The following is a 24,773-nucleotide window of genomic DNA, read 5'->3' on the forward strand; positions in this document are numbered from 1 at the left end:
TAGCGTCAAAATTTGCTGTAGCGTTCGTTCGCATGGCACACGAGGTTTTTCGAAAGCCTTAATAAAAACAAAGCAGGATCACCATGGCTCTTAAAGCGACCATTTTTAAAGCTGACATATCCATAACGGATATGGATCGCAATTACTATAACGACCACAACCTTACTATTGCCCGTCATCCTTCTGAAAATGACGAGCGAATGATGCTGCGCGTGGTTGCGTTTATTGTTAATGCTCATGAACGCCTACAGTTTACCAAAGGGCTGTCTGACGACGACGTTCCAGATTTATGGCAAAAGAGTTTTAGCGATGAAATAGAGCTGTGGATTGAGTTGGGCCAACCGTCTGAACAGCGCATCAAAAAGGGCTGCAATCAAAGCCAACAAATGATGATTTATTCCTACGCCGACAACAGCTTCGACGCGTGGTGGAAGAAAGAACATAACAAGCTACAAACCAAAAAGAACTTATCAGTGTTTACTTTGCCAGAGTCGCTTGCCACTACTTTGGCCAATGCTGTTCATCGCTCTATGCAAATACAGGTTACTATTCAAGATGGGCAAATGTGGCTAACTATTGAAGGTGCGGATGTCACCGAGAGCGTTGAAGTGTCTATAGAGAAGCAGTTGTAATGAAAAAGCTCTCTGCCGTTCAACTTAAACAGCAAGCACTGGTTTTTAGTGTAGCCGATAGCCTTGAAGCACAAGCGCTTGAAGAGTTAAATGGTATGCAACAGTGTTGGTTTGACGTTCAGTATCACCAATTCCCCAGCTCGTTACTGCTTCGCTTTCAATTCGAAAATGAAGAAGCGGTGTCAAATGCTGAGCCTGAGCTAAAGAAGTGGCAGCGAAAATTAAGCGCAGCGCTACTTAAAAAAGGCGTTGTGTTGAAGGATATGCGTCGACACCTCGTGTTTACTACACAAGGCCCAGATGATTAACATCCGCATTCCGACGAAATAGCACCGTTCAGGAGCATATAAATTCCACAAATTACCAAAATTTAGTTATAAACCTTTCATTTTTCCGCATAAAGTCTACTTACGCTTTACTAGATAAGTAGGCTAGACTGGATTAGTTGAATATTCAGCTTGCCAAATATTGATATTAAATGGCTAGTACCACTTAGCCTTATGCTGCATGTTCGAACACCATGTTGATCGGTTATAAAAATAGCCACTATCCCGGTAAAAGGAGCTTCATAATGAAAACTAAAGCAATGGCGTTAGCACTACTACTGTCTTTAATGGGCTGTACAGAATCTAGCGAAGAAACAAAAAGCGAAGTAAGCAAAGAGATGGAAAAGGCAGGCGAGACAACTTCTGAAGCCTATGAAGAGGCGAAAGAAGGCGCGGCAGATTCTTGGGATGAAACCAAAGATGCAACATCTGATGCCTTTGATGACGGTAAGAAAATGGCTTCTGATGCCTATGAAGATGGCAAAGAGATGGCTTCAGACGCATATGAAGACGGCAAAGATATGGCCTCTGACGCGTATGACGCGACTGCTGAAAAAGCAGGTGAGTTTAAAGATGCAGCAGCGAAGAAAGCACACGAAGCTTGCGTAAAAATGAAAGAGCAAATGGGCGGCGACGTAAGCGAATGTGACGATTAATGTGATCTCATATTAACGTAGAAATTGAGGGCGAACCTTAAGGTTCGCTTTTTTATTGGCGTTTAAAAAATAAACGTTTGTAAAAATGTCTACTCACAACCCGCTAAAATCACCGACTCTGGTGTGATAGTTAAAGGCGCAACCCGCAATAATGTATTAATGCCTAGAATATTATTTCCCTTTGGAAGTACAGCCACCTCTACAGGCCCCACTTCACAGGTATGACCTATACGAACCGAGTTTAACTGATACTGTGATATTTTAACGATCTTGCCGTTAGCCATTCTCGCCGCAGAAGTACGCGTAGCGAGTAGCTTTTGATTTCTTGTTAGCGCGTCGAAGGTAGCTTGATTGAGGGTTAACAAGCTTGAACCCGTATCTAATAGAAACGAAGCCTTTATGTTCGATTCTAGGGTCGCTTCCAAATATAGTGTTCCGCCTTTGCTTTGTGAAAGAGGAATATTTTGTTCTATCGCCGGCACTGTCGATGCAAAAGCGAATAATAAAGTTGATAGCGCCAAAGACGGCACCCTGAATTTTAACTTCACCGCAACGATACCTTCTGCCGATTCTAAATAGGTATTAGGTGACAGCAAGATAAAGACCAAAGGGTAAGTGATTGATTTAGCCAGCAGTCTTCAAAACCACATAGCGCTATAGCACCACAACGGTGCATCCACTCATTTTTCCTGCACTATGATTAACCGCCCAATGTCTATCGTGAACCGTTATCGCTCTATTCCTCGCGATCTTCTTGATTGTTGAAATTTTCTATAAGCAGTTAAGTGATAGTAAATGGCTATCACCAATCGCCATTGTTTAGAACTTTTTTGGTCATACAATAGACTAAAGTAGCAATTCAATAAGAGGACACAACATGAAATTACGCTATGTATTGGGTTCATTAATTACCGCGGTTTCACTTGGCGTTTCTGCTAATACAGCACAGGCAATGTCCACACCAAGCGATGAAACGGTTGATGTGCAAGTTGTTGATTACTCTGGCAAGCCACCGTTCAAACGCAAAATCGTAAGCTTGTCAGTTAACGATGTTGCACAATTAGAGTCGGTAGGGCAAGACGCCATTGAGTATGTAGAAGTGAAAGACGTCATTATGCGCGGCAAGCCCCCATTTCGTAGAGTGACGAAAATGATGCCGGTTTACGACGTAGCTCAACTTGAGGTACTCGAAGAGCAAGCTGACACACAAAAACGAGGCACGCGCCCGCCGTTCAAGCGTAACTAATCGTTGCTTGCAACTTCCAACCGATTGCACCAAAGCGATTCACTTTTGCCTGAGTGAATCGCTTTTTTATTGTGCATACATAATCACGTAACCTAGTATTTTGCTCTGCACTACAACATTTGTTTTGCCCGTTTTATTTTTATTAACGCGTCAGAAGCGATAAAGTAATAAAAAACAAAAAGAGAAAATAAATGCAGCCTCACGACCATTCACCACTCAATGACTTTATCGAATACCCTAAAGAGCAAATGCTAGCCCGTAGCGAAGAATTCTTGAAAACCATGCAGCGTCGGCACAGCATTCGACACTTTAGCGACCGACCTGTTGATAAAGCCGTAATTGAAAACTGTATATTAACCGCGGGAAGCGCACCTAGCGGGGCGAACCATCAACCGTGGCACTTTGCTGCTATTCAGTCGCCCGAAGTAAAACAACAAATACGCGAACAGGCTGAAGCGCATGAGCGCGGTTTTTATAATGGGCGTGCGGGGCAACAGTGGCTAGATGACCTAAAGCCGTTAGGCACTGACGCAAGTAAACCCTATCTGGAAACCGCGCCTTGGCTAATTGCCGTATTCAGTCAAAAGTTTGGAGAGACAGAAACAGGCGAAAAAAGCCAAAACTACTATGTGCACGAATCGGTGGGTATCGCGGTGGGTATGCTTATTACTTCACTCCACAACGCAGGTTTGGCAACCTTGACCCACACACCAAAGCCAATGAACTTTTTAACCGAAGTCTGTCAACGGCCTGATAACGAGCGTGCTTATATGCTTATTATTGCGGGCTATCCGGCGAATAACGCCACTATTCCTGCACACGCCTTGCAAAAAAAGTCGCTTAGCGAAATTGCGAGCTTTCTTTAAATCTACAACGCGCTATGGGCCTAGGCGCATGAAGTAAACTAAGTATTTAAAACGGTATAACTAATAAAAGCTTTGTCATAGACATGAGATACGCAGCACTTATAATGCGCCCTCGTTATTAAGGGCTGCGACCTTTTCTTTACGAATTTCGGCCAATCCCGGTTAACAGTGCCTCGGAGCTCGTATCCTCATGTCATCGCGTCACGCATTTTCTCCACAGCTTCCTTTTTTACTGTTAAGTCTATTAACTGGCCTAACATCGTCGTTTGTTACACCACTGATGAGCTACTTCCTCATTGATGAGATCAACGTTGAGCCTATTTATATAAGTATTTATATGGTGTCCGTTACGCTATCAGGGTTGGTGATCAGTCAGTACCTCGGGCACTTGGCAGACAAAGGTTTTAACGCAAATAGTCTTTACGGGCTAACCATGATTTGCGTGGGCATTGCCATGGTCGCCTTTATCTTTAGCAAACAGTTTTGGTACGTATTTCTTGCAGGCGTCTTATTTATGTCGGTGGGCGCTGGAGCCGTGTCTCAAATGTTGACCGTTTCGGGATTATGGGCAAAAAACCAAGACATCGACTTAGCCGCATTTAACTCAAAAGTTCGCGCTGCCATTTCTCTCGCTTGGGTAGTAGGCCCGCCGCTGGCATTTACGCTGGTTGCCAATTTTGGCTTCGCAGCGTCCTTCTCGGTGGCCATTGCATGCGTGATTGTTGCAACGCTTTTTGTGGTGAACGTTGTGCCGCCTCAAAAAGCCAATCAACAGTCACTCAATACAACGCTTAAAGGCTCGCTATCACTGCCATTTTGGCTTGTGGGGTTAGCCATACTTGCCGGAATGGCAGGCAATGTCATGTATTTATCATCCATGCCTTTGTACGTAATGAATGAACTGGGGTTGCCGGAAAATTTGCCTGGGCTAATGATGGGGGTTGTGGCAGCACTTGAAATACCTACCATGCTGCTAGCAGCCAAATTAGCTCGACGCTTCCCACCTGCGGGTATCATGGCTGTGGCTTTTATTTTCGGCTGTTGCTTTTACGTTGGCGTGTACTTTTCTCAGTCAAGTTGGGAGTTGTTAACCCTTCAAATATTAAACGCCCTGTTCTACGGTTTATATGCTGGCATTGGGTTGACGCTACTGCAACAACAAGCACCCGACTTAACTGGATTCACTTCAGCATTTTATTCAAATGCCACTCGGGTGGGTATGATGCTAGGCACTATTGGCGCAGGTACCGTGGCTCAATTCTTTAGCTTCAGAGATGCCACAATTGGGTCGCTGTGCATTGCCATATTCGGCTTAAACGTGATGTTAGTGTTCATATTTGTAAAGCACCGGTCAGGTCGTTAGGATCCTGTCTTTTCTTACGCGTACTTTCTTTGTACTTTCGTACGCCCAGACTATTTTAACTGTAGCTCCATCTGCACATCACATCTAGCATAAGGCGACGACGCCCCGTTAATATGCTTAAACCCAATCTTTTCGTACAAACTGACTGCGGGCTTAAGTACCGAGTTGCTTTCTAAATACAGCCGCTTTAATCCCATCAGTTTCGCTCTTTCAACAATACTTTTACCTAACAGCAGCCCTACCCCTTTACCTTGAGCTTTGGGAGACACCGCCATTTTAGCAAGTTCAAACGTGTCATCAGTTTGTTTAATAAGTGCACAGCAGCCTATGGGTTCGCCGTTATCTAACGCGATCAATATCACACCCGACTGATTCAAAATGTAACCTTCAGGGTCGTCGAGCGCTTTAAAGTCAGGCTCTTCCAATTCCCAATATTTGCTTATCCACTCAACGTTGAGCGATTTAAATGCCTCGCGATACTTTGGCGCATAATCGACTACCTTAATATCAGGCGAGTGAGCGTCCACTCTTGCACTAATTGGGCGATATCGAAGGTGCCGTTCAACTACGCTCACCGCTTCCCATAAATCGATACCCGTTTCTTCCTTTAGTTCGCGCATGGCAGCGTCTATGGCATCGCACTGCTTTTTCATTTGGGGCACCAACGCTTTCGCTTTGCTGTTTAAAGCCACCAACGTAACCCGCGAATCGTCGCTCGATTTATAACTTTCAATTAGATCGCGTGCTTTCATTTCTTTTACGATTTTACTCACCGACACGTGAGAATGATTTATCTCTTTAGCGATATTCACGACAGAATCAGCACCTTTTGACGCGAGCACGTAAAATACTGGAAACCACTTTGGCTCTATCGCAAATCCAAATTTCGCATAAGTATTTTCCGCATCCTTTGACACCTGCGCGGCTAACTGACGTAAGGCAGTACCTAATGCAATATGCCCCAATTCATTAAATGACTTCACTTCACAAAACTCCGTAACCAGTTACGGATATAATTAACCGTAATTGGAAACAAGTCAAACAGATTATTTATTGATCATCAAAAAACGGGGATGTGGTTCACTTCGCCTGGCACTGGCTACACCAATAAAGACGTCGCCCGTTATACATTTGGCGTTTTATTGGAGTGGTGCAGACTCTACAAGGCTGCTCTTCCCTGTCGAACACCATAAACCGCGTACCTTCAAAGTTAACGCCTTTTGCTTCAAGCACTTCGCGTAATTCTGTGTACACAGTATAGCCACCTGTTTCATAGCTGCGTTTGCATATTGCTAAGGTGTGATGTGCCAAACTGCGTAGCTGCTCATCATCTAACTGAGAAGGTTTGAGTGAGGGGTGAACACCTGCTGCAAACAATATTTCGCTGCGAAGGTAGTTGCCCAGCCCCGCCATAAAGCGCTGATCTAAATATAACCCGCTTAGCGCGCGGTTAAAGAACGCTTTTGAACCTAGTCGTTCTAATACCAACTCTTCTGTCACTGAACCGTTGAGTACGTCGGGCCCAACTCTCTGTAAAAAAGGGTGCTCATGAATGGTTTGTGTTGGCCAAATGCTAATGTCAGACGCACTATATAAAATAGCACTGTTTGTTTCGGTATGAAGCCCTACCCTTAGCTGGCGGGTAGTCGCGGGCATTTCGTTGCGTTTACAGGTATGCCACACGCCATAGAGTTGGTTATGTGAATACATAGAGAGCCCATTGCTAAAATGGGTAATTAACGCCTTGCCGCGGGTTTCCATGCGCAAGACTTTTTCGCCTTCTAGCTGTTTAGCATAGGGTTTAAGCTGCGCTAACCCAAACTCTACCTTTTCTAACGAAGCATCTTTTAACACTGCTTCGACTTTGTCTGCAGCGCGACGAATTTCAGGACCTTCAGGCATGCTATCTTAACGACCTTTTATCTGGGTTAATGCTTAGTTCGCATCATCTTCAGCTTCTTTGCAGCTATATGATAACGAATACAAAAAAGGCCTGTAGCCCTTTAATGTACTTTAAACCGAAGTTAGTACATCAAAGATCAACAGACCCTTTTATTAATCAAAGTTAAGCTAAATTTGCCGTATTTAAACGTTCCGCTGATTAACCCTTGTTTGGCACTATCAGATATTTAGTGCCGGTCTTCTTCGCATTATACAGAGCCACATTCTCTGGCTGTAGTGCTTCTTCAAGACTTAACTCTTTGCTGTAGGACGACGCAAACGTAGTATTAATTTCCGTAGCCACTTTTTGGTAAAGTTCGCCTACACGCTTCTTATCAAGCTTGCCTAAGAAGCGCATTAATAACCAACCACCAATACTCCAGGTCATACCGTAAGCACGGTTTAGAATTGTCGGAGAGAAATCTAAGCCACCGTAGATATACACTTGTTTATTGCTGTCAGAGCCATAAGTATTGAACCCTTTTGCATCTTTACTGCCCGACGCTTCCATCATGGTAAGGATATCGCTAACTAACTCACCGCCACCAATGGCGTCGAACGCAAGTGTAGCGCCAGTGCTGTCGATGGCTTGATATAGCTCAGCTTTGAAATTCTCACTGCTGGAATTAAGCACAATTTTCGCGCCGATATCTTTAAGCAAATCCACCTGCTCCTGGCTACGAACAATATTTACAAGCTCTACGCCCTGCTCTAAACAAATCTTGTTCAGCATTTGCCCAAGGTTAGATGCCGCAGCAGTATGTACCAACGCTTTGTGACCTTCCATGCGCATGGTTTCAACCATACCAAGTGCAGTAAGCGGATTAACAAACGAAGACGCAGCTTGTTGCGGCGTAGTGCTATCCATATGAGGTAAACACGCCTGTACGGGCACGCACGCATACTCGGTGTAGGCTGCGCCTGTTAGAATAGATACCGTTTTGCCCATTAGCGCCTGCGCTTCTGGGCTATCACCCGCCTTAACAACCGTACCTGCACCTTCGTTTCCGATAGGCAGAGTCTGGTCTAAACGCGACTTAATACGATTTAACAAAGGCTTATGCACCGGCGCAACCAATGCATTTTTATCAGCATCGAAAGTGGCTTTATCAAGGCTTGCCGGGCCAAACATAGGCCACATATCTGACGGGTTAATAGGAGATGCTTCCATGCGCACAATCACTTCGTGCGGCTTCGGCTCTGGAACATCAACCTCTTTTAAAGATACTTGAAGCTCACCTTCTGAGGTAATTAGCGTAAATAGTTGTTTAGATTTTTTCATGTTGACTCTTGTGCCCTAAAAATTAAACGCTCAATTGTATTGTTAAGCTAACACGCCACAACTATCAGTAATATTTATATTGCGAATACATATGCGTTTCGATGGTTTATACACAAAAAAATGGGGTCAGAGTACATTTTTTCTCTGCCCACCCTTTAACTCGCATATCAACTCGCGCATAACTCAGTTCTCAAATCACAAAAAGCACCCAAAAACTAAGCTTACTGCCTCGCTAGAAGAAAAAGTTGGGGTCAGAGTACATTTCTTATCTTCACTCTCCATCCGACAAGCCAACTGGGTATGAGCAGGTGTTGTTACCTCACAAGTGCATTAACCAATCCACTTTTACAGCCATAAAACATATATCAATTAAAGTACTCTGACCCCATTATTTAGATGAGTTACACTGTGAAGCAGTGTTTAAAGTGGTTATAGCGAATAGAAATGAACAGACATTTTACCTACCTCTGTATTGGTTTTGTTGGAATAATTAACGTGGCGTTTGGTAAAGCTGCACCTTTAGTCTCAATTCCTACCCACGACGCGTTTTTTAATTCTATAAAAGCGCTCTGCGGTAAAGCGTTTCAAGGGAAGGTGAGTAAAGATAATGTAGGTAATACCTTCGGTGATGCAGAACTTGTTATGCACATACGAAAGTGTACAGACTCTGAAATTCAGATACCTTTTCATGTGGGTGACGACGCATCCCGCACCTGGATATTAACAAAGACTGGCGCTGGTCTTATGTTAAAGCACGACCACAGAAACAAAGACGGTAGTTTCCATTCTTCAACCATGTACGGCGGGCATACTGTAGATGAAGGATACGCCCAAGTTCAGTCATTCCCCGCAGACGCCTACTCAAAAGCTTTGTTTATAGAGTCTGGGATTGCAGCATCCACCGATAACGTGTGGCAAATGATGATTTACCCCAACCACTTTAGCTACCGATTGATTCGCCCAGCGCGCGAAGTACAAGTAGACTTTGACACCACACGTCCCGTTCTCCCTCCCAGCGTACCGTGGGGCTACGAATAATGGGGTCAGAGTACATTTTCTGCCCCGTCTTCGCTTTGAAGTGCCTTTTTGTATGATGAATTGCCCCTTAGGCCAGTTTTAGCGGGTACAGGATTGCCGCCTGTATTCAATTCCCTCAATCTTAATATAAAAATTGATAGGAATCGTGTGAAACTATGGCAAGAAAACCCCGTTTGGCACCCGCTGGCTACCCTCAACACGTGATACAAAGAGGCAACAATCGCTCAGTGTGCTTTAAGTGTGAAAGTGACTATATCGCTTACATAAGCTGGCTTAAAAAGTTCTCTTCGAAATTCAACGTCGGTATACATGCTTGGGTACTAATGACTAATCACGTTCATTTACTTTGCACTCCTAACCTTGATAACCTCGGGGTAAGTAAGATGATGCAGGCGCTTGGACGCATGTATGTTAGGTACTTTAATCATAAATACGAGCGCACTGGGACGTTGTGGGAAGGAAGGTTTCATTCCAGCTTGGTTTCCAACGACGAATATCTTCTTACAGTTTACAGATATATCGAGCTTAACCCTGTTAGGGCGAATATGGTTGAACAACCGGTTGAATACAAATGGTCAAGCTATAGGATCAATGCGCTAGGCACACCTTCGACACTATGCACTCCACATCTTGTGTTTTTGAACCTAGGAACTACACAAAATCAGCGACTTGCAAACTACCGTGCTTTATTCGAAGAAGAATTACCACAAACCGTCATCAATAAAATACAAAGCGGTACACGAAGGGGGTTAGTGTTAGGAAGTGATACTTTCAAGTTAGAAATTGAAACCCTAACTGGGCACAGCTTAAAGCAAGAAGCTTTTGGGTAGACCACCGCAGACCAGTCAACAGTTGATCAATAACAACTCGGAAATAGTTTAATGTACTCTGACCCCTTTAAATTTTTGAGAACGTCGCGTTGGTTCAACTAACGCAAAACTGAAAACACTTAACGATAAACTGTTTGGAAATAAACTAATGTACTCTGACCCCAATATTTTACAGCGAGTTTTTGGTTTCTCAGCGTTTCGCGAGGGGCAAAAAGAGGCGGTGGACTCTCTACTTAGCGGGCATTCAACGTTAGCCATCTTTCCGACGGGTTCGGGCAAGTCGTTGTGTTACCAGTTCGTCGCTACGCAGCTACCACATTTAACTCTGGTGGTTTCTCCATTACTGGCGCTGATGAAAGATCAGCTGGAATTTTTGCATAGTAAAGGCATTGCAGCTGCCAGTATCGACTCCACATTAACACCTGAGCAAAACAAGCAAGTGATGAACGACGTGCGCTCAGGACGTTGTAAAATCCTAATGGTGTCGGTAGAACGTTTTAAGAACGAACGTTTTAGGCAGTTCATTGAATCGGTTCAGGTCAGTATGCTGGTAGTTGATGAAGCGCACTGTATTTCTGAGTGGGGCCATAACTTTCGCCCTGATTATCTTAAGCTTCCCGCCTACCAAAAAGAGCTTAATATCCCGCTGGTATTGCTACTTACAGCAACGGCCACTAAAAAAGTAAAAGAAGATATGTCGGCCCGCTTTGATATTGCGCCTGCCAACATTATTCAAACAGGGTTTTATCGCCCCAACTTAAATTTATATGTTCGGCCTGTTCTCGAACCCCACAAAAACCAAGCATTAGTTAAAGAAATTCAAAAACAAAAAGGTGCTGGGATTGTTTACGTTACATTACAAAATAGCGCAGAGGAAGTAGCGCGCTTTTTGCAGCAGCAAGGGTTTGCTGCGAAGGCCTACCACGCTGGCCTAGACAGTGAAATAAGGCAAGGTATTCAACAAGACTTCATGAGCAATAAGATTCAAGTTGTTGTAGCTACTATTGCCTTTGGTATGGGCATAGATAAATCGGATATTCGTTTTGTAATTCATTACGACCTGCCAAAATCTATTGAAAACTACAGCCAAGAAATTGGCAGAGGCGGACGGGATGGAGAAGCAGCAAACTGTACCGTACTTGCGAATCTAGATGGGTTAGTCACCATAGAAAACTTTGTTTACGGCGACACGCCAGATAAAAACGCAATCGAACGCGTTATTGACGACATTAAGTCGCAAGCTCCAGTAATGCAAGGGGCAGCTAATCAGGCCAATTCATTAATTAGCAGTGAAACTAGCGTGTACCAATGGGAAACACAGATAAACAGCCTATCAAGTGCAAGTAATATTCGTCAGCTACCTCTTAAAACGCTATTGGTACAGCTTGAACTCGCCAACGTTATTCGCCCGTTATTTGCCTATTTCGCAGAATACAAATTCCGCTTCATTTCAGATAAAGCAAATATATTGAGCTTATTTTCAGAAGAGCGAGCACGCTTTTTAGACGCAGTATTTACACATTCAAATATGAAGAAAGTCTGGGGAGTCGTAGATTTTGACAGTATTTATCAGCACTACGGCGCAGAACGTTCTAGAGTAGTGGCTGCCTTAGAATACTTACACGAACACAACCATATAGAGCTCGCATCGCGCTTAATTACAGATGTATACCGTGTTAACAATGAACTACTGCAAGACGGCGATTTGGCAAACAGACTAGCCCACTATTTTGCGGAAAACGAGGGTAAGGAAATCGCACGCATCGCCGCACTTGTAAGATTTTTCGAACAAGGCACCTGCTTAAGCCACAATTTATCTGCATATTTTGATGATACTCAAGCACCGAAGACGTGTGGACATTGCAGTGTATGTAAAGGCGATGTGGCGAAGCTTAGCTATTCATCACCAATATCAACACCAGATAGTAAGCAAGTATCAGAAGCTATGACAGCGCTAAAAGCGCATTTAAGCGGTAAGTTTGAAGGCACCATCACTCCTTCTATTTATTGCCGCTTTCTAACTGGCATGACAATGCCTTTATTTAGCCGTTTGAAAATACGACAAGTAAAAGGATTCGGCAGCTTTGAACACTGCCGATATGCAGACGTACTAGATGAAGTGAACGCAGTATTGTGCAGATAGCTTACTGGTACTAACCGTTGAATGGCCGAAAACGAGACAGTGTTGAATTGAACTAGCGCCTTTTGCTAAAGGAGGTCGCATTGCGCTTTCGATCTTGCTGACTAGCAGCCGGTTGCATGAACTGCGTTTGTTGCACGTTAAGCGAACGTATTTTATCAATTTAACGGCGTATCACGCCATATTATCAATCTGCTTTAGAATGCTACCAAAAGCGCGACTTCCAACATTTTGAATCTGTTTATCAAAGTAAAGGCTTCCTAAAAGAAAAATGGTAATATGTCCTTTTGAGCGCCAAGTAACATGTGTTTTTCCGTCCTCGTCTTTAAGCGTTATTTCACCTAACTGATGGTCGTACGGTAATGGCTTAGACTTCACCACTTTGTAGCCCAATTTATGAGGCGGCTCGTAGGTCACTATCTCTTCGTGAAGATTCGAGTCCCCTGAAATTATTTCACGTACAGCTCCTAACCCATTTTTTTCATGCTTCCCTTCTACCAATAAATTGGACTGCTCAATAGCTTTAAACTGAGCATAACTAGCATGATCACTCAAAATGGCAAAAACCTCTTCGATAGGTTTGTTTATAGTTCGCTCTACATGAATTGAAAACACGCTTTATTCCTTTTTTGTTCATTTTTATTAGCGATGTTTTTCGATAATAGCCTAAACAAGAGCAAACGTTTACTTAATAAAAAGTTATCGTTGACGGTCTAACTTGTGAATATAGCAAAAACCTTAATTCTACTTTATAGTGGCAGCAGAAATAGTGTCGTAAACGGTATAGGAAGTATGGAAACCACCCAAAAAGGATCGCTAATTGTGGTCGGCACGGGCATCAGCGTTGCAGGGCAAATGACTATTGCAACCAAAAGTCACATTGAGAACGCCGATATTGTCTTCATGGGTATCATGAACAAAATTGGTGAACACGTGGTTTCTACGCTTAACCCCAATAGTATCTCGCTAGACGACCTCTACGAAAAAGGCAAGTCCCGCGCCCTCACCTATTCTCAAATGGCCGATAGAATTGTAGAGTCAGTGGTTGAAGGCAACAAAGTTTGTGTAGCTTTTTATGGTCATCCTGGCGTATTTGTGACCCCATCTCATGAAGCTATCCGCCGCGTGCGAGCCATGAACCTAGAGGCAAAAATGTTGCCTGGTGTATCAGCAGAAGATTGTTTAATTGCCGATTTAGGCCTAGACCCCTCGCGCTTTGGTTGTCAGTCATACGAAGCAACTCAGTTTCTGTTTCGCGATTACCATATTGACCCACATATGACACAAATAATCTGGCAGATTGGCCTAGCCGGCGAAGCTACATTGAGCGTATTAGACGCAAGCCATAGCCAATCTGGGCTAGCCATGTTGGCAGATATATTGGCCGAACATTATCCCGCGGACCATGAACTTATTATTTATGAAGCCGCGACACTGCCGCTTTGCGAACCCAAAGTCGAAAAAGTGCTTCTTCGAGAACTCGAATTTGCAACCCCCACCCTAGTCTCTACTCTGGTGGTTCCTTCAAAGGGAATGCCTGCGTACAGGCACGACCGATTAGCAAAGCTAGGGCTAACAGAAAAACAAGTAACTAACTATAGAAACCCAAGCGTAAATTAAAAAGGATTATAAAAATGGCAAAATCTATTCAAGATTTCTTGGTTGAACTAGACACCAACAGCAAGCTAATGGAAGCGTATAAGAGCGACCCTGTGGCTACGGCGAAAAAATTCGGTTTACCTGCTGATGAGGTGAAAATTATTGCTGAACAAAACTGGGACGAACTGTCTAAGCGTTTTGACGACACCAGTAAAACCATACGCGTTATCAGCTACTAACTATCAGCAAGCTAATGATGAAACGCTTTGTCTTGTGTATTGTCTGTGTCATTGCCTTGATGACGCTATCTGAGCGCGGTTTCGCTGCGCCGCAAGACGAAGTCCCATCCCCCATACACCAGCTTGATGGGCTTAAAACACGCATTCAAGAAAATGATCCGAATGTTCAAAATACCTTTTCGGAATTGCATGCTTTTTTTACAGCTAATCCAGATGATTTCGAGCATGCACGCTTTTTAAACATTAAGTCTTACTTTTATGTTTTAAAGCAAGACTATGCGCCCGCATACAAGGCACTGCTTGAAGCGCGAAAATACGCAAATTCAGCAAAAAACACACTGGCTCTGGCGGAGTCGTATCGCCTAGAGGGCTTAATTCTAGATTTATCAGGCGAACATGCTAATGCGCTAGACGCTATGAACCAAGCACTGGATCTCTTTAATAAAGCCGAAAGTGAGCGCGTATTATTGGTGTACAGCGCAATGGGCAACGTTTACATGTCGCTTAAATATTATGAGCTGATGCTAGAATTTTCCCATCAGTATATGTCGTCGGCTCAACGTTTTAATGATAAAGAAGGCGAAGGAACTGCATATTTCTTCCAAGGATATGCGCAAAGGGCATTGGGCAAATATCAAGATGCTAAAGTAAGTCTTTTATTAGCTGAAAGCTTACTTCGAGAGGCTAACTATCCGTTTATTGGGATAGTACACAGCGCCATGGTAGAACTTTATATTGCACAAGGTAACTGGAGCGCAGCGCTAAAAAAACTGAATCAAGCAACAGAAGCCGACCGTAAGGTTGGGTTTCGTTATAACGAAGGCTCGCACCTTCTTCACCTTGTAGACATCTATGAACAACAGGGTGAAATCGAACTTGCAATTAGCGAGCTTGAAGCAGGACTTCAAAAAGACGTCATTAAAAATGACAAGGTATTGATTTTAGATGTGCTCAATCAGCTTATCTCACTATACGAAGACAGCGGAGACTTAAAAGCAGCGCTTGAATATTCAAAGCAGCATAAACAAGCGTACAAGCAAAGCTTTAATGAACAACAGTCGAGGCTTATGGCATTGCATCGTGTACGTTTAGCTGTTTCCGAAAAAGAAGAAAAAATTAAGCTTTTGGAAAAAGATAATCAGCTGAAAGAGCAGCGAAATCTGATCCAACAGAAAAAGAATACCCAGCAACTCTACTTTATTGGCTTTGTTATTCTTTCATTAGGGCTGGTAATCGGGCTATGGCTGAGAACCCGACTACAGCGAAAGGCACTTGATACACTGACGCAGGACTTGCGCAAAGCTACACAAGCAAAGTCAGACTTCTTAGCTCGGATGAGTCATGAAATTCGTACACCGCTAAACGCAATTATTGGCCTTACTAAACTCTCTCAGCGCGCCGCTGAAGATAAAGACCAGCAAACAAACTTGATTCAGATTGAAGGCGCATCGCAAACGCTCCTTAGTATCATTAACGATATCCTAGACTTCTCAAAAATTGAGGCCGGAAAGTTGGATATTGAGTCGACACAATTCAATTTAGATGCTCTAGTGAACCAAACTATTAGACTGCACCTAACCCGCGCGCAAGAAAAGCACATAGAACTCATTCAGCATATCTCTCGCGACGTACCGCTAAATTTAGTTGGCGACCCGTTGCGCATACAACAGGTGCTCAACAACCTATTGAGCAATGCGCTTAAATTCACTGAAGATGGCCTTATTTCGGTCAGCGTAAGGTGCACACAAAACGCAGAGGATATTCAGCTTGAATTTGAAGTGAAAGATTCAGGCGTAGGACTAACGGCTGCACATCAAGCTCAGCTGTTCCAACCGTTTAATCAAGGTGACGAATCAATCTCAAGGCGCTACGGTGGAACAGGCTTAGGCTTAGCAATTTGTAAGCAGCTCACCTCATTAATGGGCGGTGAAATTTGGGTGGAAAGCCAGTTAGGCAAAGGGTCTATTTTCCACTTTACAGTAAAAGTACAGCAAGACGCATCTCAGCAAATTATTTCGCCGTCAAAACAACTTTCAGAATTGAAGGTACTTATAGCAGACGATATTGAAGCATCGCGAGACGCTATTTCTGAAGCCCTTTCAATGGCCAATATTCAAGCCGATATCGCATCTGGCGGAAACGATGCAATTGTAAAGATGCGCGCTGCATTAGCCACCTCATCCCCATACGATGTGCTCATTTTAGATTGGAACATGCCCGATATAGATGGCCTTGAAGTAGCGGCGATAATTAGCCAAGAGTTTTCTATTAAACAGCCAAAAGTAATCATGCTTTATGCGTTTGAATCGCCACGAATGAGAGAACAAGCGAACCAACTTAATATACGTAACTTTATTAAGAAACCATTTAGTACAAGTGAGCTGGTAGATGAGTTGCAAGAACTATGTCTTAACGTAAAAACTAAAGCCTTGCCTAAAGACAAACCAACAGTACCTAACTTAAAAGGTACACGTATTCTTTTGGCTGAAGACAACGCACTAAACCAAAAAGTAACTATTGGCCTTTTAGCTGAAACCAAAGCCACGATTGAAGTTGCCAATAATGGTTTGGAAGCAATAAGTATGCTGCGTAAAGACAGCGCATTCGACGCAGTACTGATGGATATCCAAATGCCAGTAATGGATGGATTAACTGCAGCCAAACACATTAGAGGAGAGCTGAAGCTAACTTTACCTATCATCGCCACAACCGCTCATGCCATGCAGCAAGACATCGATAAAAGCCTAGCGGCTGGCATGGATGGCCATATTAATAAACCTGTCGATCCGAACCGCTTTTTTGATGTACTTGTTGAAGTATTGGATAAAAGGCAGTCTTCAGCCACCTCTGAAGTAACAAATGAAGTAAAAATAGCAAACTCATCACTCACATTCATCGACAAACCAAAAGCACTTGAATCACTACTGGGCGACGAAACATTATACAGAGAACTTCTTCACGACTTTATTGCGTTAGAAGATGAATTTAATGCCTTACATACGGCCATTGAAACCCAAGACTACCCGTCCATTGTGCGCAAAGCGCATATTTTCACAACGGCACTTCGATATATTGGTGCGTTTACCCTTGCTGAATTAGCCAGCTCTATTGAGTTGACCATAACGCGTAACGAACACACTGATACAGAAAGTTTTAAAGCAAAACTAGAGCTTTTTTATACGTCGCTCACGAAAATGAGAGAACAGCTAAACGTTACACCGTAACGCAAAAGGTCATTGCGCCATATCAAACCTATCGAATGCGCAGACGCACAGTAACACCTACATCTACCTGAATATCGTTTACTTTTTGACGAATTGCAGCCTTCAAAATTTTAAGATTTAATGTATTATTGTTCAGCGTTTTTAAACAGTTAAGCGCTTTTAACTACAACCTCTTTACAATAACGCCCACTAGAGAGAGTTTTTAATCGGGCAAGGAAAAAAAATGAATAAAATAAAAACTATATTACTTCTAGGTGTTTCTCTAATTGCTACTGGTTGCGCAAACAAAGTACATACTTATGCGACCTCAACTGAAAACACAATTGCATTGCGAGCACTGTCGAAGCAAGATGTTCAGACTAACATCGGCGAGTTTACCGACTCAGGTAAGAACGAGTCGAAGGTAATGTGCCGTCTTTCTTCTCCAGTGGGGACACCAGAGGGCAGAACATTTGCAACATATATCAGAGATGCAATCTTAGCTGAAATGGTTGTTGCAAATGTTTATGACGACCAATCTTCAACGGTTTTAACCGCGAACCTAAACGATATTTACGGCAGCACCGTTATTGGTAATGCTTATTGGGAGTTTGATTTGTCCTTAGCTTCTAGTAACGGTAAAAACTTAGACATAACGTCTCGCTATGACTACGAGTCAAGTTATCTAGCTACGTCTGCATGCTCTGAAATGCAGCGCTCTTTTGTACCTGCGGTACAAAAATTAAATACTGAGATTTTCTCTCACCCAGACTTTCCGGCCTTACTTAAATAAGATTTGACGGTAATGGATGCTTTTCAAATGAAAAGCATCCATTATTTTCTTCGAATGATGCATCAATAAAAGTAAGGTGCTAAACACTTATACTTTCACTTCTTCTTTACTTCGCTGATTCAGTTGTCTGTTTAAGCAACAAACCTATATTTATTACTGTTCAGACTCTTGCGACGCATACTCATTTTTCATAAGCCATGCATAAGCTGTAGTAAATGCGGTTTCTTGGAACTGTTTTAAACCGGTTTCAGAGAACGGTACTGCTAGCGGGTTTCTGCGAAGTGACTCTTTGATATCTGTAGGGCTAAATACAATAACTTCTAAGCCATCAATTAACTCAATAGCTGCCTCTAGCTTAAAGCCAATTGCACTTCCCGCAAATTTACCTTTGCTTTGACGTTGACGAATGATCACAGCATCAATTTTATAATCTTCGACAAGCTTCGCGAAGGTGCTTTGAAAGCTTTTTAGCCCCTTAGCACTGGTATCCGCAAGGGTTAAGCGGCGCGTACGGCAGTCGGGCAAATGAAACAAACCGTCAGCTAGCGACACCAAACTAATAATTGCTTCGTTACCTTTTAAATCTATACCACAGACTTTCATATTTATTCCTAATTACGTTTGCCTGCTATTATAACCCGTTTCGCAGCTGTTATTCACTTGCAAGTACTTTTCTTTACTCGTCGCCAGTCTCGAGTTACCGCACTAGCCGGGCCATCAAAACTAGCTTAGGACTGATTTGATAGTGTCCTTGGACAAGGGCTTTACAAAGTGTTCGTCGAACCCTGCAGTTTTAGAGTCTTCGACGTATTTTTCAGACCCCCACCCGCTTTGAGAGTAAAATTTGACGTTTTCGGCTTCGGGTAAAACTTTTAGCATTTTAACCAGTTCGTAACCGTCTATATCCGGCATACCGATATCAAGAAATACGCTATTAGGCTTAAAGGCTTTGAACTTTTCCACCGCTTCAGTGGGAGAAGTAATTCCCAAAGCAGTAACGCCCATCGACTCAGCTAACAAGCAATAAGCATCGATAAGATCTGCATTGTCATCCACGAACATCACTTTACTTTTGCTTTGAATAACCGAATCAACTTCTGTACTGTCAGACTGCTCGTAAGCCGTTTTTGAAATAGGTAGGCTAACTTCAAAGGTACTCCCCTGATCAATCCCGTCGCTCGTCACTGTGACTTCACCATGATGCAACGCCACCAGCTTACTCACTAGGGTTAAACCGATACCAAGACCGCCTTTGGTATGCGTAGAGTGGGCTTCAATTTGAGTGAACATATTGAACACATCTTTTAGCCTATCTTCAGGAATGCCCATTCCGTTGTCTTTAACAGAAACAACAATCATCACGCCTTTTTTTCTGATATCGACAGCTATCTTTCCAGACTCTTTTGTGTACTTCGCCGCATTATGAATAATGTTAGAGAAGACCTGGCTTAAGCGCGCTTTATCTCCGTAAACGGTGACATCTTCGTCAAGGCAGTTTACCGTTATATCGTGTTTCTTCGCTTTAACCTGCTGTTCAACAATTTCTAAAGAATCAGAAAGTACGTCTCGAATACTTAACCTTTCAAACTCAAGCTTTACCTTACCTCGAGTTATACGTGAAACGTCCATTAGGTCATTGATAAGCTTTGACATGTACTCGGCTTGTCGATTAATAATAGCCGTTACCCTTTTGCGGGTTTTATCATCATCAACGCTCTCTAAAATACTCGCGCCCGACATGATTGGGCCCAATGGGTTTCGCAACTCATGCGCCAAGGTAGCGAGAAATTCATTTCTGTAATTATCTTGTTTTTCAAGTTCCTGGATACTGATATGCATACGTTCTTGCACATCAAGCGCATAAACCAAAAACATCCTGTTTAATCGGTTGGCAGTTTCAACGTCAGTTTTATCAAACGTTGTTGAACGCCCTTCAATTGTGCGGGTATGGATAGTAAACGCTGAACGAGGCTTAAGACGTTCTGCTTTTGGCGCATCTTCAGATTTTTCATCTTCAGCGCCAATCCACTTTTGAACGCGATGGGTTTCTTTTCTAAACCAGGCGGTAAAGTACTGCTTTTTTTCAAATAAAGGGATGATCATAATACCCGCAATGCCGTGTTCTCGCGCTTCCGGATAATCCTCATATAAAGAATCGTTGGTATAGGGAAAACCGCCTTCGCTACTGGCTTTAGAAAAAATATTTTTAATAAGCTCTATCGGTAAGGTCGCCCCCAACGTAATAGTTTCGTACTGCGAATAATAAACAAATCCAGAGCTATTAAGCGCATCTAAAAATGCCCGCTCTCCGCTTTTCACCACGCGACTGATAGGGTTTGCCGGGCCTATTCTGTCCAACATAGCATCTACTGCGTTGTCAGTAATATGCTTTTTGCGTTTCGCAATTTCTTCTTCTTTTGCCAACAAGTGCCAGCTAAACAACTGGCTTAAGTTTTCGCACTGCAACCTTACATTTTGCGGTACGTAACAGGCTTCACGATGATGACAAGAAATCAGCCCGTATAGCTCTCCATCTGTCACTAAGGATATGGAAAACGAAGCGCGCAACCCTTGGTTTCTAATGTATTGGAGATGAATTGGTGAGAAGGTACGTAACAGGGAACGAGTAAGGTCCAGACGCTCTCTTCCCGACTCCTCGGCAGAAGGTACTAACCTAGCTGGGGGCAGGTCTGTGTCAGGAGTGAGCCTAACCCAATTTGTTTTGTAGAGCTCCCTAGCTTGTTTCGGAATATCCGTCGCTGGAAAGTACAAGTCTTGGTAAGACTCCATATCTTCAGCTTTAGCTTCCGCAATAACTTGACCAGAGTAGTCATTATTGAACTTGTAAAGCACCACTCTATCCATGTTAGTGAGATATTTTATGGTCGAAACCATCTCTTGCGCCATCTCAGCTAACGACGTCATTTCTTTGAAGCGCGGCGCAATAGACATAGAATAAAGCTTTATAAACTGCTCTGCGCTGTAAGCGTCTCTGAACTCTGTAGCAGGCTCTAGCTCTACAACATAGTGATGACCCGAATCATAAACAACCGCCAAATAATCTCTCGCTTCACCTTCCTTTAAAAGCGCCTCATTTAAAAAAACCTTAATGGGCAAGCGTATTTTGCTTTTCGATACTCTATCAAAGGTTTCTTCAAGAAAAGCGCGTTCGTCAGTGTCAGAGGAAAGAATATCTAAGAAATTTTTACCAACGATCTCCTCAGCAAATATCGTTTCGCAGTTTTCACTAACAATTGAGATAATTAGATCGTCGTAGCTAAACGCGATAAGAAAACCGTAACTTTGCACACTTTCGGGGATGTGTATGGGTTCGTCTTCACAACGTTCAAAGTCAAAGTTTTGAGGAGATTGATTCATAGAGGTCCTAAAGTTTGTATCCGTCCGTTTCGCGCGAGCATGAATCGAAAAGTATCATATCGACAAGCCAATTAATAACCTTCTCACGTTTTACTGGCTTAATTTAATGTTGGTAATTGCGCAGGTTTAACTCACAGTCAAACCTAGCGTTTAGATAACGAACGTCACCTAAACACCGGTTTCATTCCTTTACTAGTTATTCACCGAAAGAAGCTTTATCAAGCGTCCGCCTTCCTTATCTTCGAGAACATAGATATTGCCCATGCTGTCTTGTTCAACTTCACGCACTCGCTTGCCCCACTCGTAACGCTCTGCCTCTTCAACTTTCCACTTACCTCTATCATCTTTATTGAAGGCTACGCGAACCAATGCTTTCGATGACAAACCGCCGATGAAGCCATTACCTTCCCAATCGCTGAACTTATCTCCTTTATAAATGATAAAACCAGCGGGGCTAATGGCAGGCACCCATGCAAGTTCTGGAGATTTAAAAACGGGAATGTCTTCATGGTTTGGGATTTTAACGCCTGAATAATGGTCGCCCTGCGATACTGTGGGATAACCGTAGTTGCGTCCTTTTTCGATAATATTTAGTTCATCGCCATGGCGCGGTCCCATTTCGTGAACCCATAGATTACCTTGAGCATCGAAGTCGATGCCAAGCGGGTTACGGTGCCCTAACGTCCAAATTTGTTCGGTTACGCTGCCCTGACCATAAAACGGGTTATCTTGTGGCACACTTCCATCTTCGTTCAAGCGCACAACTTTCCCCAAATTCATTGCCATGTTTTGGGCTGGCGTAAATTTCTGACGCTCACCAGAAGTAATAAACAAATGCCCATCAGGTGAAAACGCCATACGATGAGAGTAATGCCCGTTCCCCGTCATCTTCGGCGACTGACGCCAAATTAGCTCTCTATCAGATAGCCTCGCGCCACTATCAGTAACGCTAAGCGTAGCTCTCTCAATGACTGCGCCGCTAAACGCTTCGTCTTTTTCATCCCGCTCAATATACGAAATATAAATGGTGCTATTCGACGCGAAGTCAGGATGAACAATGACATCACCTAAACCCCCCTGCCCTCGCGCAGTAACACTTGGCACATTACTCACCGCAAAACGCTTCTGCTGGTTTTCATCTAGCAACCACAGAGCGCCAGCCTTTTCCGTTACCAAGCTGTGCCCATCTGGCAAAAACGTCATGGCCCAAGGACTGTCGAAGGTAGCCTGAATACTACCCATCACAGTGGAACCATTACTGCCTTTCATTTCAATTTGTTCAGGAGAGCCAGACTGAGCAAAGGTAAAAAATGAGGTGGTAAAAAGCGTTACTAACAATGCGGCTTTTCTGCTCACGCTGGTTCTGTGCGTATTTAATGTTCTCATCTACGTTCTAACCTTTTAGAAAATTTGCGTACTACTGATTGCTCGTTAAGACGTTAATTACACGTATACGTGCGGCGCAAAGGGTTTCAGTTATCATTTGTTACGTAGATTTAATTAAACAGGTTTATATTGTCGACTTGGTTTCGTAAGCCACATTTTTGAGTTATGTGCGCTTTTCCTAAACCTTCTTTAATGCTGCGATACTTTACTTAAATACCGCCTGTGTTACTTTCAATTCAATTTTAGCAACGAATGTAAGGAGGTGATCATATGTCTAGAGTTAAGGTATTTGAACAGGCAGCTATGAGTGAGGGTCGTTCTAGCTAACCCCTTTTACGCAATTGCTCTATAAGGCTGTCTATTCAGCCCAGCTCGGAAAGCCGCATCACGTTGCTGAATGCGGCTTTTTTTACATTCCAAAAAAATTAATTGGAAAAAACTATATTTTCCGCATATTCCGTTTCAAAATTCATAAGATTTAAAATATGCTCAGTTTGCAACAAAGCAAAGAGCGTCAAGATTTTACCAAGGAGTAGGAAGTTGGTCAGGGTTGGACTGTTTATACTAATAGCGTTGGCGACATTTTCTCATGCTAATTCAAACAATATTGAAGAGCAGAACAGCGTATTCAATCTTCACGCTGATAATGCGTTTTTGACTGAACGGGTCAATCTTGACAACAAGCCCTACTCTACCTCTGTAGATACAGTACAAATGCTTGTTGACCAATTGGGTTACACTGCACCTGTGCTTCATGTTCCACTTGTACGCTCGTTTGCTTATATGCGGCAAGGCAAGAACGTTTGCGTACTCAATAAAATCAAATCCCCAGAACGCGAGCAAAAACACCTTTATTCACTACCGCTTAGCTTTTTCCAAACACAACGTTTTTATCAACTGGCTTCACTGCCACCACTAGGTGACGAACTTTTAAATGAAGCAGGTCACTTATTAAGTATCACTGAGGTAATGAAGGCCTACCCCGATTCTTATATTGTGCTGCCAGATGCGTATTCATACGGTGCTAGGGTTGACGAAGACTTAGCGCATGTTGATCAGAAGCAAATACTGCGTGTAGCAAATAACGTTTATTATTCTAAGTTTATGGAGATGTTTGCGGACGGAAAATCTGATTTTGCACTCATTTTCCCGGCTACTATTTACAGAAACTTTGGGGACAAGTTACCAGTTGCAGTACGCAGTTATTCCATTGCGGGTAACACAAGCCATGTATCGGGTCACGTTATCTGCCCTGATACACTGCAAGGGGCAGAGCACATAGCGCGTATAAACGCCGCAATAAAACGCATTTATTTAAAAGCTGAATTTATTACTGCACATACCCGGTATTTGCCTGCACAGGACAGGCAAAACTTGCAGGCTTTTATCAAGCAAACGATTCAAAAGCCATTGCTGGACGAATAATGGTTTCGCCAACCTTGCCTTATTAACAAACCACCAACAAATATTAAAAAATATTGTCTAAAAATCAGTCTCATACATCTAAAATCATTACCTAAAGAGCAGTACAATGTGAGAACAAATCATTGAGGTATTAGACATGAGCAAACACAGAAAAGAAGTGAGTAAAGAAACAGCAAAAGTGGTAGCTACAATGATGGTGCCTATGGTGGCATTGGGCCTAGTTTGTTTATCAATAGGTGCTTATTTGATGAATAACGTCTTTACTGGCATTTAGCACTAAAATAGTCTTATCAAGTAATAAGCAGTATTCGGCCATCACTAGTAAAACGAATGCTGCTTTGCCCGCTCTACCCCAAGAAGTTTAAACAAATCTTACTGCCATCCAAATTGCACACATATTCGCCATAAAATAACTTTGCTACTCGCAAGT

Annotated in this window: 23 protein-coding genes; 15 read left to right on the plus strand and 8 right to left on the minus strand. The window is 43.0% G+C overall.

Annotation, left to right across the window (positions count from 1 at the left end):
* Positions 1-83 precede the first annotated feature (83 nt).
* The 3 genes from ACYX4M_RS01480 (at position 84) to ACYX4M_RS01490 (ending at position 1,614) form a co-directional block, all read left to right on the plus strand.
* Complete coding sequence (locus ACYX4M_RS01480) at positions 84-632, plus strand: YaeQ family protein (protein WP_476081594.1); 549 nt, start codon at positions 84-86, stop codon at positions 630-632.
* Positions 632-940: a hypothetical protein gene (locus ACYX4M_RS01485; RefSeq protein ID WP_476081595.1), complete on the plus strand. Its 309-nt coding sequence runs from the start codon at positions 632-634 to the stop codon at positions 938-940. Before ACYX4M_RS01480 ends, ACYX4M_RS01485 begins: the two co-directional genes overlap by 1 nt.
* Positions 941-1,203: 263 nt before the next feature.
* Positions 1,204-1,614 carry a hypothetical protein gene (locus ACYX4M_RS01490; protein ID WP_474855153.1) on the plus strand — a complete coding sequence of 137 codons (411 nt, stop codon included), beginning with the start codon at positions 1,204-1,206 and terminating at the stop codon, positions 1,612-1,614.
* A gap of 89 nt (positions 1,615-1,703) precedes the next feature.
* Here ACYX4M_RS01490 and ACYX4M_RS01495 read toward each other — a convergent pair whose 3' ends face one another.
* The gene (locus ACYX4M_RS01495; protein WP_476081596.1) at positions 1,704-2,210 is read right to left on the minus strand and encodes an aspartyl protease family protein; all 507 of its coding nucleotides are present in this window, start codon (positions 2,208-2,210) and stop codon (positions 1,704-1,706) included.
* Positions 2,211-2,491: 281 nt separating this feature from the next.
* Here ACYX4M_RS01495 and ACYX4M_RS01500 point away from each other — a divergent pair, with 281 nt between their 5' ends.
* From ACYX4M_RS01500 to ACYX4M_RS01510, 3 genes are all read left to right on the plus strand, one after another.
* Positions 2,492-2,860 (plus strand): hypothetical protein, encoded by a 369-nt coding sequence (locus tag ACYX4M_RS01500; protein ID WP_476081597.1) that lies wholly within the window; start codon positions 2,492-2,494, stop codon positions 2,858-2,860.
* A 191-nt stretch (positions 2,861-3,051) separates the two neighbouring features.
* Entirely contained in the window at positions 3,052-3,726 is a 675-nt protein-coding gene (locus ACYX4M_RS01505; protein WP_476081598.1) for a nitroreductase family protein, read from the plus strand.
* Positions 3,727-3,916: 190 nt separating this feature from the next.
* The gene (locus tag ACYX4M_RS01510) at positions 3,917-5,089 is read left to right on the plus strand and encodes a sugar efflux transporter (RefSeq protein ID WP_476081599.1); all 1,173 of its coding nucleotides are present in this window, start codon (positions 3,917-3,919) and stop codon (positions 5,087-5,089) included.
* A 50-nt stretch (positions 5,090-5,139) separates the two neighbouring features.
* Here the strand turns inward: ACYX4M_RS01510 and ACYX4M_RS01515 are convergent, their stop codons facing one another.
* From ACYX4M_RS01515 to ACYX4M_RS01525, 3 genes are all read right to left on the minus strand, one after another.
* Complete coding sequence (locus ACYX4M_RS01515; RefSeq protein ID WP_476081600.1) at positions 5,140-6,072, minus strand: bifunctional helix-turn-helix transcriptional regulator/GNAT family N-acetyltransferase; 933 nt, start codon at positions 6,070-6,072, stop codon at positions 5,140-5,142.
* Positions 6,073-6,169: 97 nt separating this feature from the next.
* Positions 6,170-6,991: an endonuclease VIII gene (gene nei / locus ACYX4M_RS01520; protein ID WP_476081601.1), complete on the minus strand. Its 822-nt coding sequence runs from the start codon at positions 6,989-6,991 to the stop codon at positions 6,170-6,172.
* A gap of 199 nt (positions 6,992-7,190) precedes the next feature.
* Positions 7,191-8,312, minus strand: a complete 1,122-nt coding sequence (locus ACYX4M_RS01525) for a zinc-binding dehydrogenase (RefSeq protein ID WP_476081602.1) — start codon at positions 8,310-8,312, stop codon at positions 7,191-7,193.
* 444 nt (positions 8,313-8,756) lie between these two features.
* On the opposite strand from ACYX4M_RS01525, the gene ACYX4M_RS01530 reads away from it, so the two are divergent.
* The 3 genes from ACYX4M_RS01530 to ACYX4M_RS01540 all read left to right on the plus strand — a co-directional run bounded on the left by ACYX4M_RS01530 (position 8,757) and on the right by ACYX4M_RS01540 (position 12,323).
* Positions 8,757-9,350: a hypothetical protein gene (locus ACYX4M_RS01530; protein ID WP_476081603.1), complete on the plus strand. Its 594-nt coding sequence runs from the start codon at positions 8,757-8,759 to the stop codon at positions 9,348-9,350.
* 155 nt (positions 9,351-9,505) lie between these two features.
* Entirely contained in the window at positions 9,506-10,180 is a 675-nt protein-coding gene (locus ACYX4M_RS01535) for a transposase (protein WP_476081604.1), read from the plus strand.
* A gap of 148 nt (positions 10,181-10,328) precedes the next feature.
* Complete coding sequence (locus ACYX4M_RS01540) at positions 10,329-12,323, plus strand: RecQ family ATP-dependent DNA helicase (protein WP_476081605.1); 1,995 nt, start codon at positions 10,329-10,331, stop codon at positions 12,321-12,323.
* Positions 12,324-12,494: 171 nt separating this feature from the next.
* Here ACYX4M_RS01540 and ACYX4M_RS01545 read toward each other — a convergent pair whose 3' ends face one another.
* Positions 12,495-12,935: an SRPBCC family protein gene (locus tag ACYX4M_RS01545; protein WP_476081606.1), complete on the minus strand. Its 441-nt coding sequence runs from the start codon at positions 12,933-12,935 to the stop codon at positions 12,495-12,497.
* A 177-nt stretch (positions 12,936-13,112) separates the two neighbouring features.
* Between ACYX4M_RS01545 and ACYX4M_RS01550 the strand changes: the two genes are divergently transcribed.
* From ACYX4M_RS01550 to ACYX4M_RS01565, 4 genes are all read left to right on the plus strand, one after another.
* Complete coding sequence (locus ACYX4M_RS01550; RefSeq protein ID WP_476081607.1) at positions 13,113-13,940, plus strand: SAM-dependent methyltransferase; 828 nt, start codon at positions 13,113-13,115, stop codon at positions 13,938-13,940.
* A 14-nt stretch (positions 13,941-13,954) separates the two neighbouring features.
* On the plus strand, positions 13,955-14,158 hold the full coding sequence (locus ACYX4M_RS01555) for a hypothetical protein (RefSeq protein ID WP_476081608.1): 204 nt from the start codon (positions 13,955-13,957) through the stop codon (positions 14,156-14,158).
* A gap of 14 nt (positions 14,159-14,172) precedes the next feature.
* Positions 14,173-17,382, plus strand: a complete 3,210-nt coding sequence (locus ACYX4M_RS01560; protein WP_476081609.1) for a tetratricopeptide repeat-containing hybrid sensor histidine kinase/response regulator — start codon at positions 14,173-14,175, stop codon at positions 17,380-17,382.
* Positions 17,383-17,605: 223 nt separating this feature from the next.
* The gene (locus ACYX4M_RS01565) at positions 17,606-18,154 is read left to right on the plus strand and encodes a hypothetical protein (RefSeq protein ID WP_476081610.1); all 549 of its coding nucleotides are present in this window, start codon (positions 17,606-17,608) and stop codon (positions 18,152-18,154) included.
* Between the two features lie 153 nt (positions 18,155-18,307).
* On the opposite strand, the gene ACYX4M_RS01570 is transcribed toward ACYX4M_RS01565, so the two are convergent.
* From ACYX4M_RS01570 to ACYX4M_RS01580, 3 genes are all read right to left on the minus strand, one after another.
* Positions 18,308-18,757 (minus strand): DUF3010 family protein, encoded by a 450-nt coding sequence (locus tag ACYX4M_RS01570; RefSeq protein WP_334056854.1) that lies wholly within the window; start codon positions 18,755-18,757, stop codon positions 18,308-18,310.
* 120 nt (positions 18,758-18,877) lie between these two features.
* A complete protein-coding gene (locus tag ACYX4M_RS01575) occupies positions 18,878-21,532 on the minus strand; it encodes an ATP-binding protein (RefSeq protein WP_476081611.1) in 2,655 nt (884 codons plus the stop codon).
* A 192-nt stretch (positions 21,533-21,724) separates the two neighbouring features.
* Entirely contained in the window at positions 21,725-22,918 is a 1,194-nt protein-coding gene (locus tag ACYX4M_RS01580; protein WP_476081612.1) for a PQQ-dependent sugar dehydrogenase, read from the minus strand.
* 540 nt (positions 22,919-23,458) lie between these two features.
* On the opposite strand from ACYX4M_RS01580, the gene ACYX4M_RS01585 reads away from it, so the two are divergent.
* Together ACYX4M_RS01585 and ACYX4M_RS01590 are read left to right on the plus strand one after the other, a co-directional pair.
* On the plus strand, positions 23,459-24,343 hold the full coding sequence (locus ACYX4M_RS01585) for a hypothetical protein (protein ID WP_476081614.1): 885 nt from the start codon (positions 23,459-23,461) through the stop codon (positions 24,341-24,343).
* A 136-nt stretch (positions 24,344-24,479) separates the two neighbouring features.
* On the plus strand, positions 24,480-24,617 hold the full coding sequence (locus ACYX4M_RS01590; protein ID WP_334056846.1) for a hypothetical protein: 138 nt from the start codon (positions 24,480-24,482) through the stop codon (positions 24,615-24,617).
* Positions 24,618-24,773: the final 156 nt, after the last annotated feature.

The organism is Alteromonas sp. ABV4_150 (genome assembly GCF_056311745.1).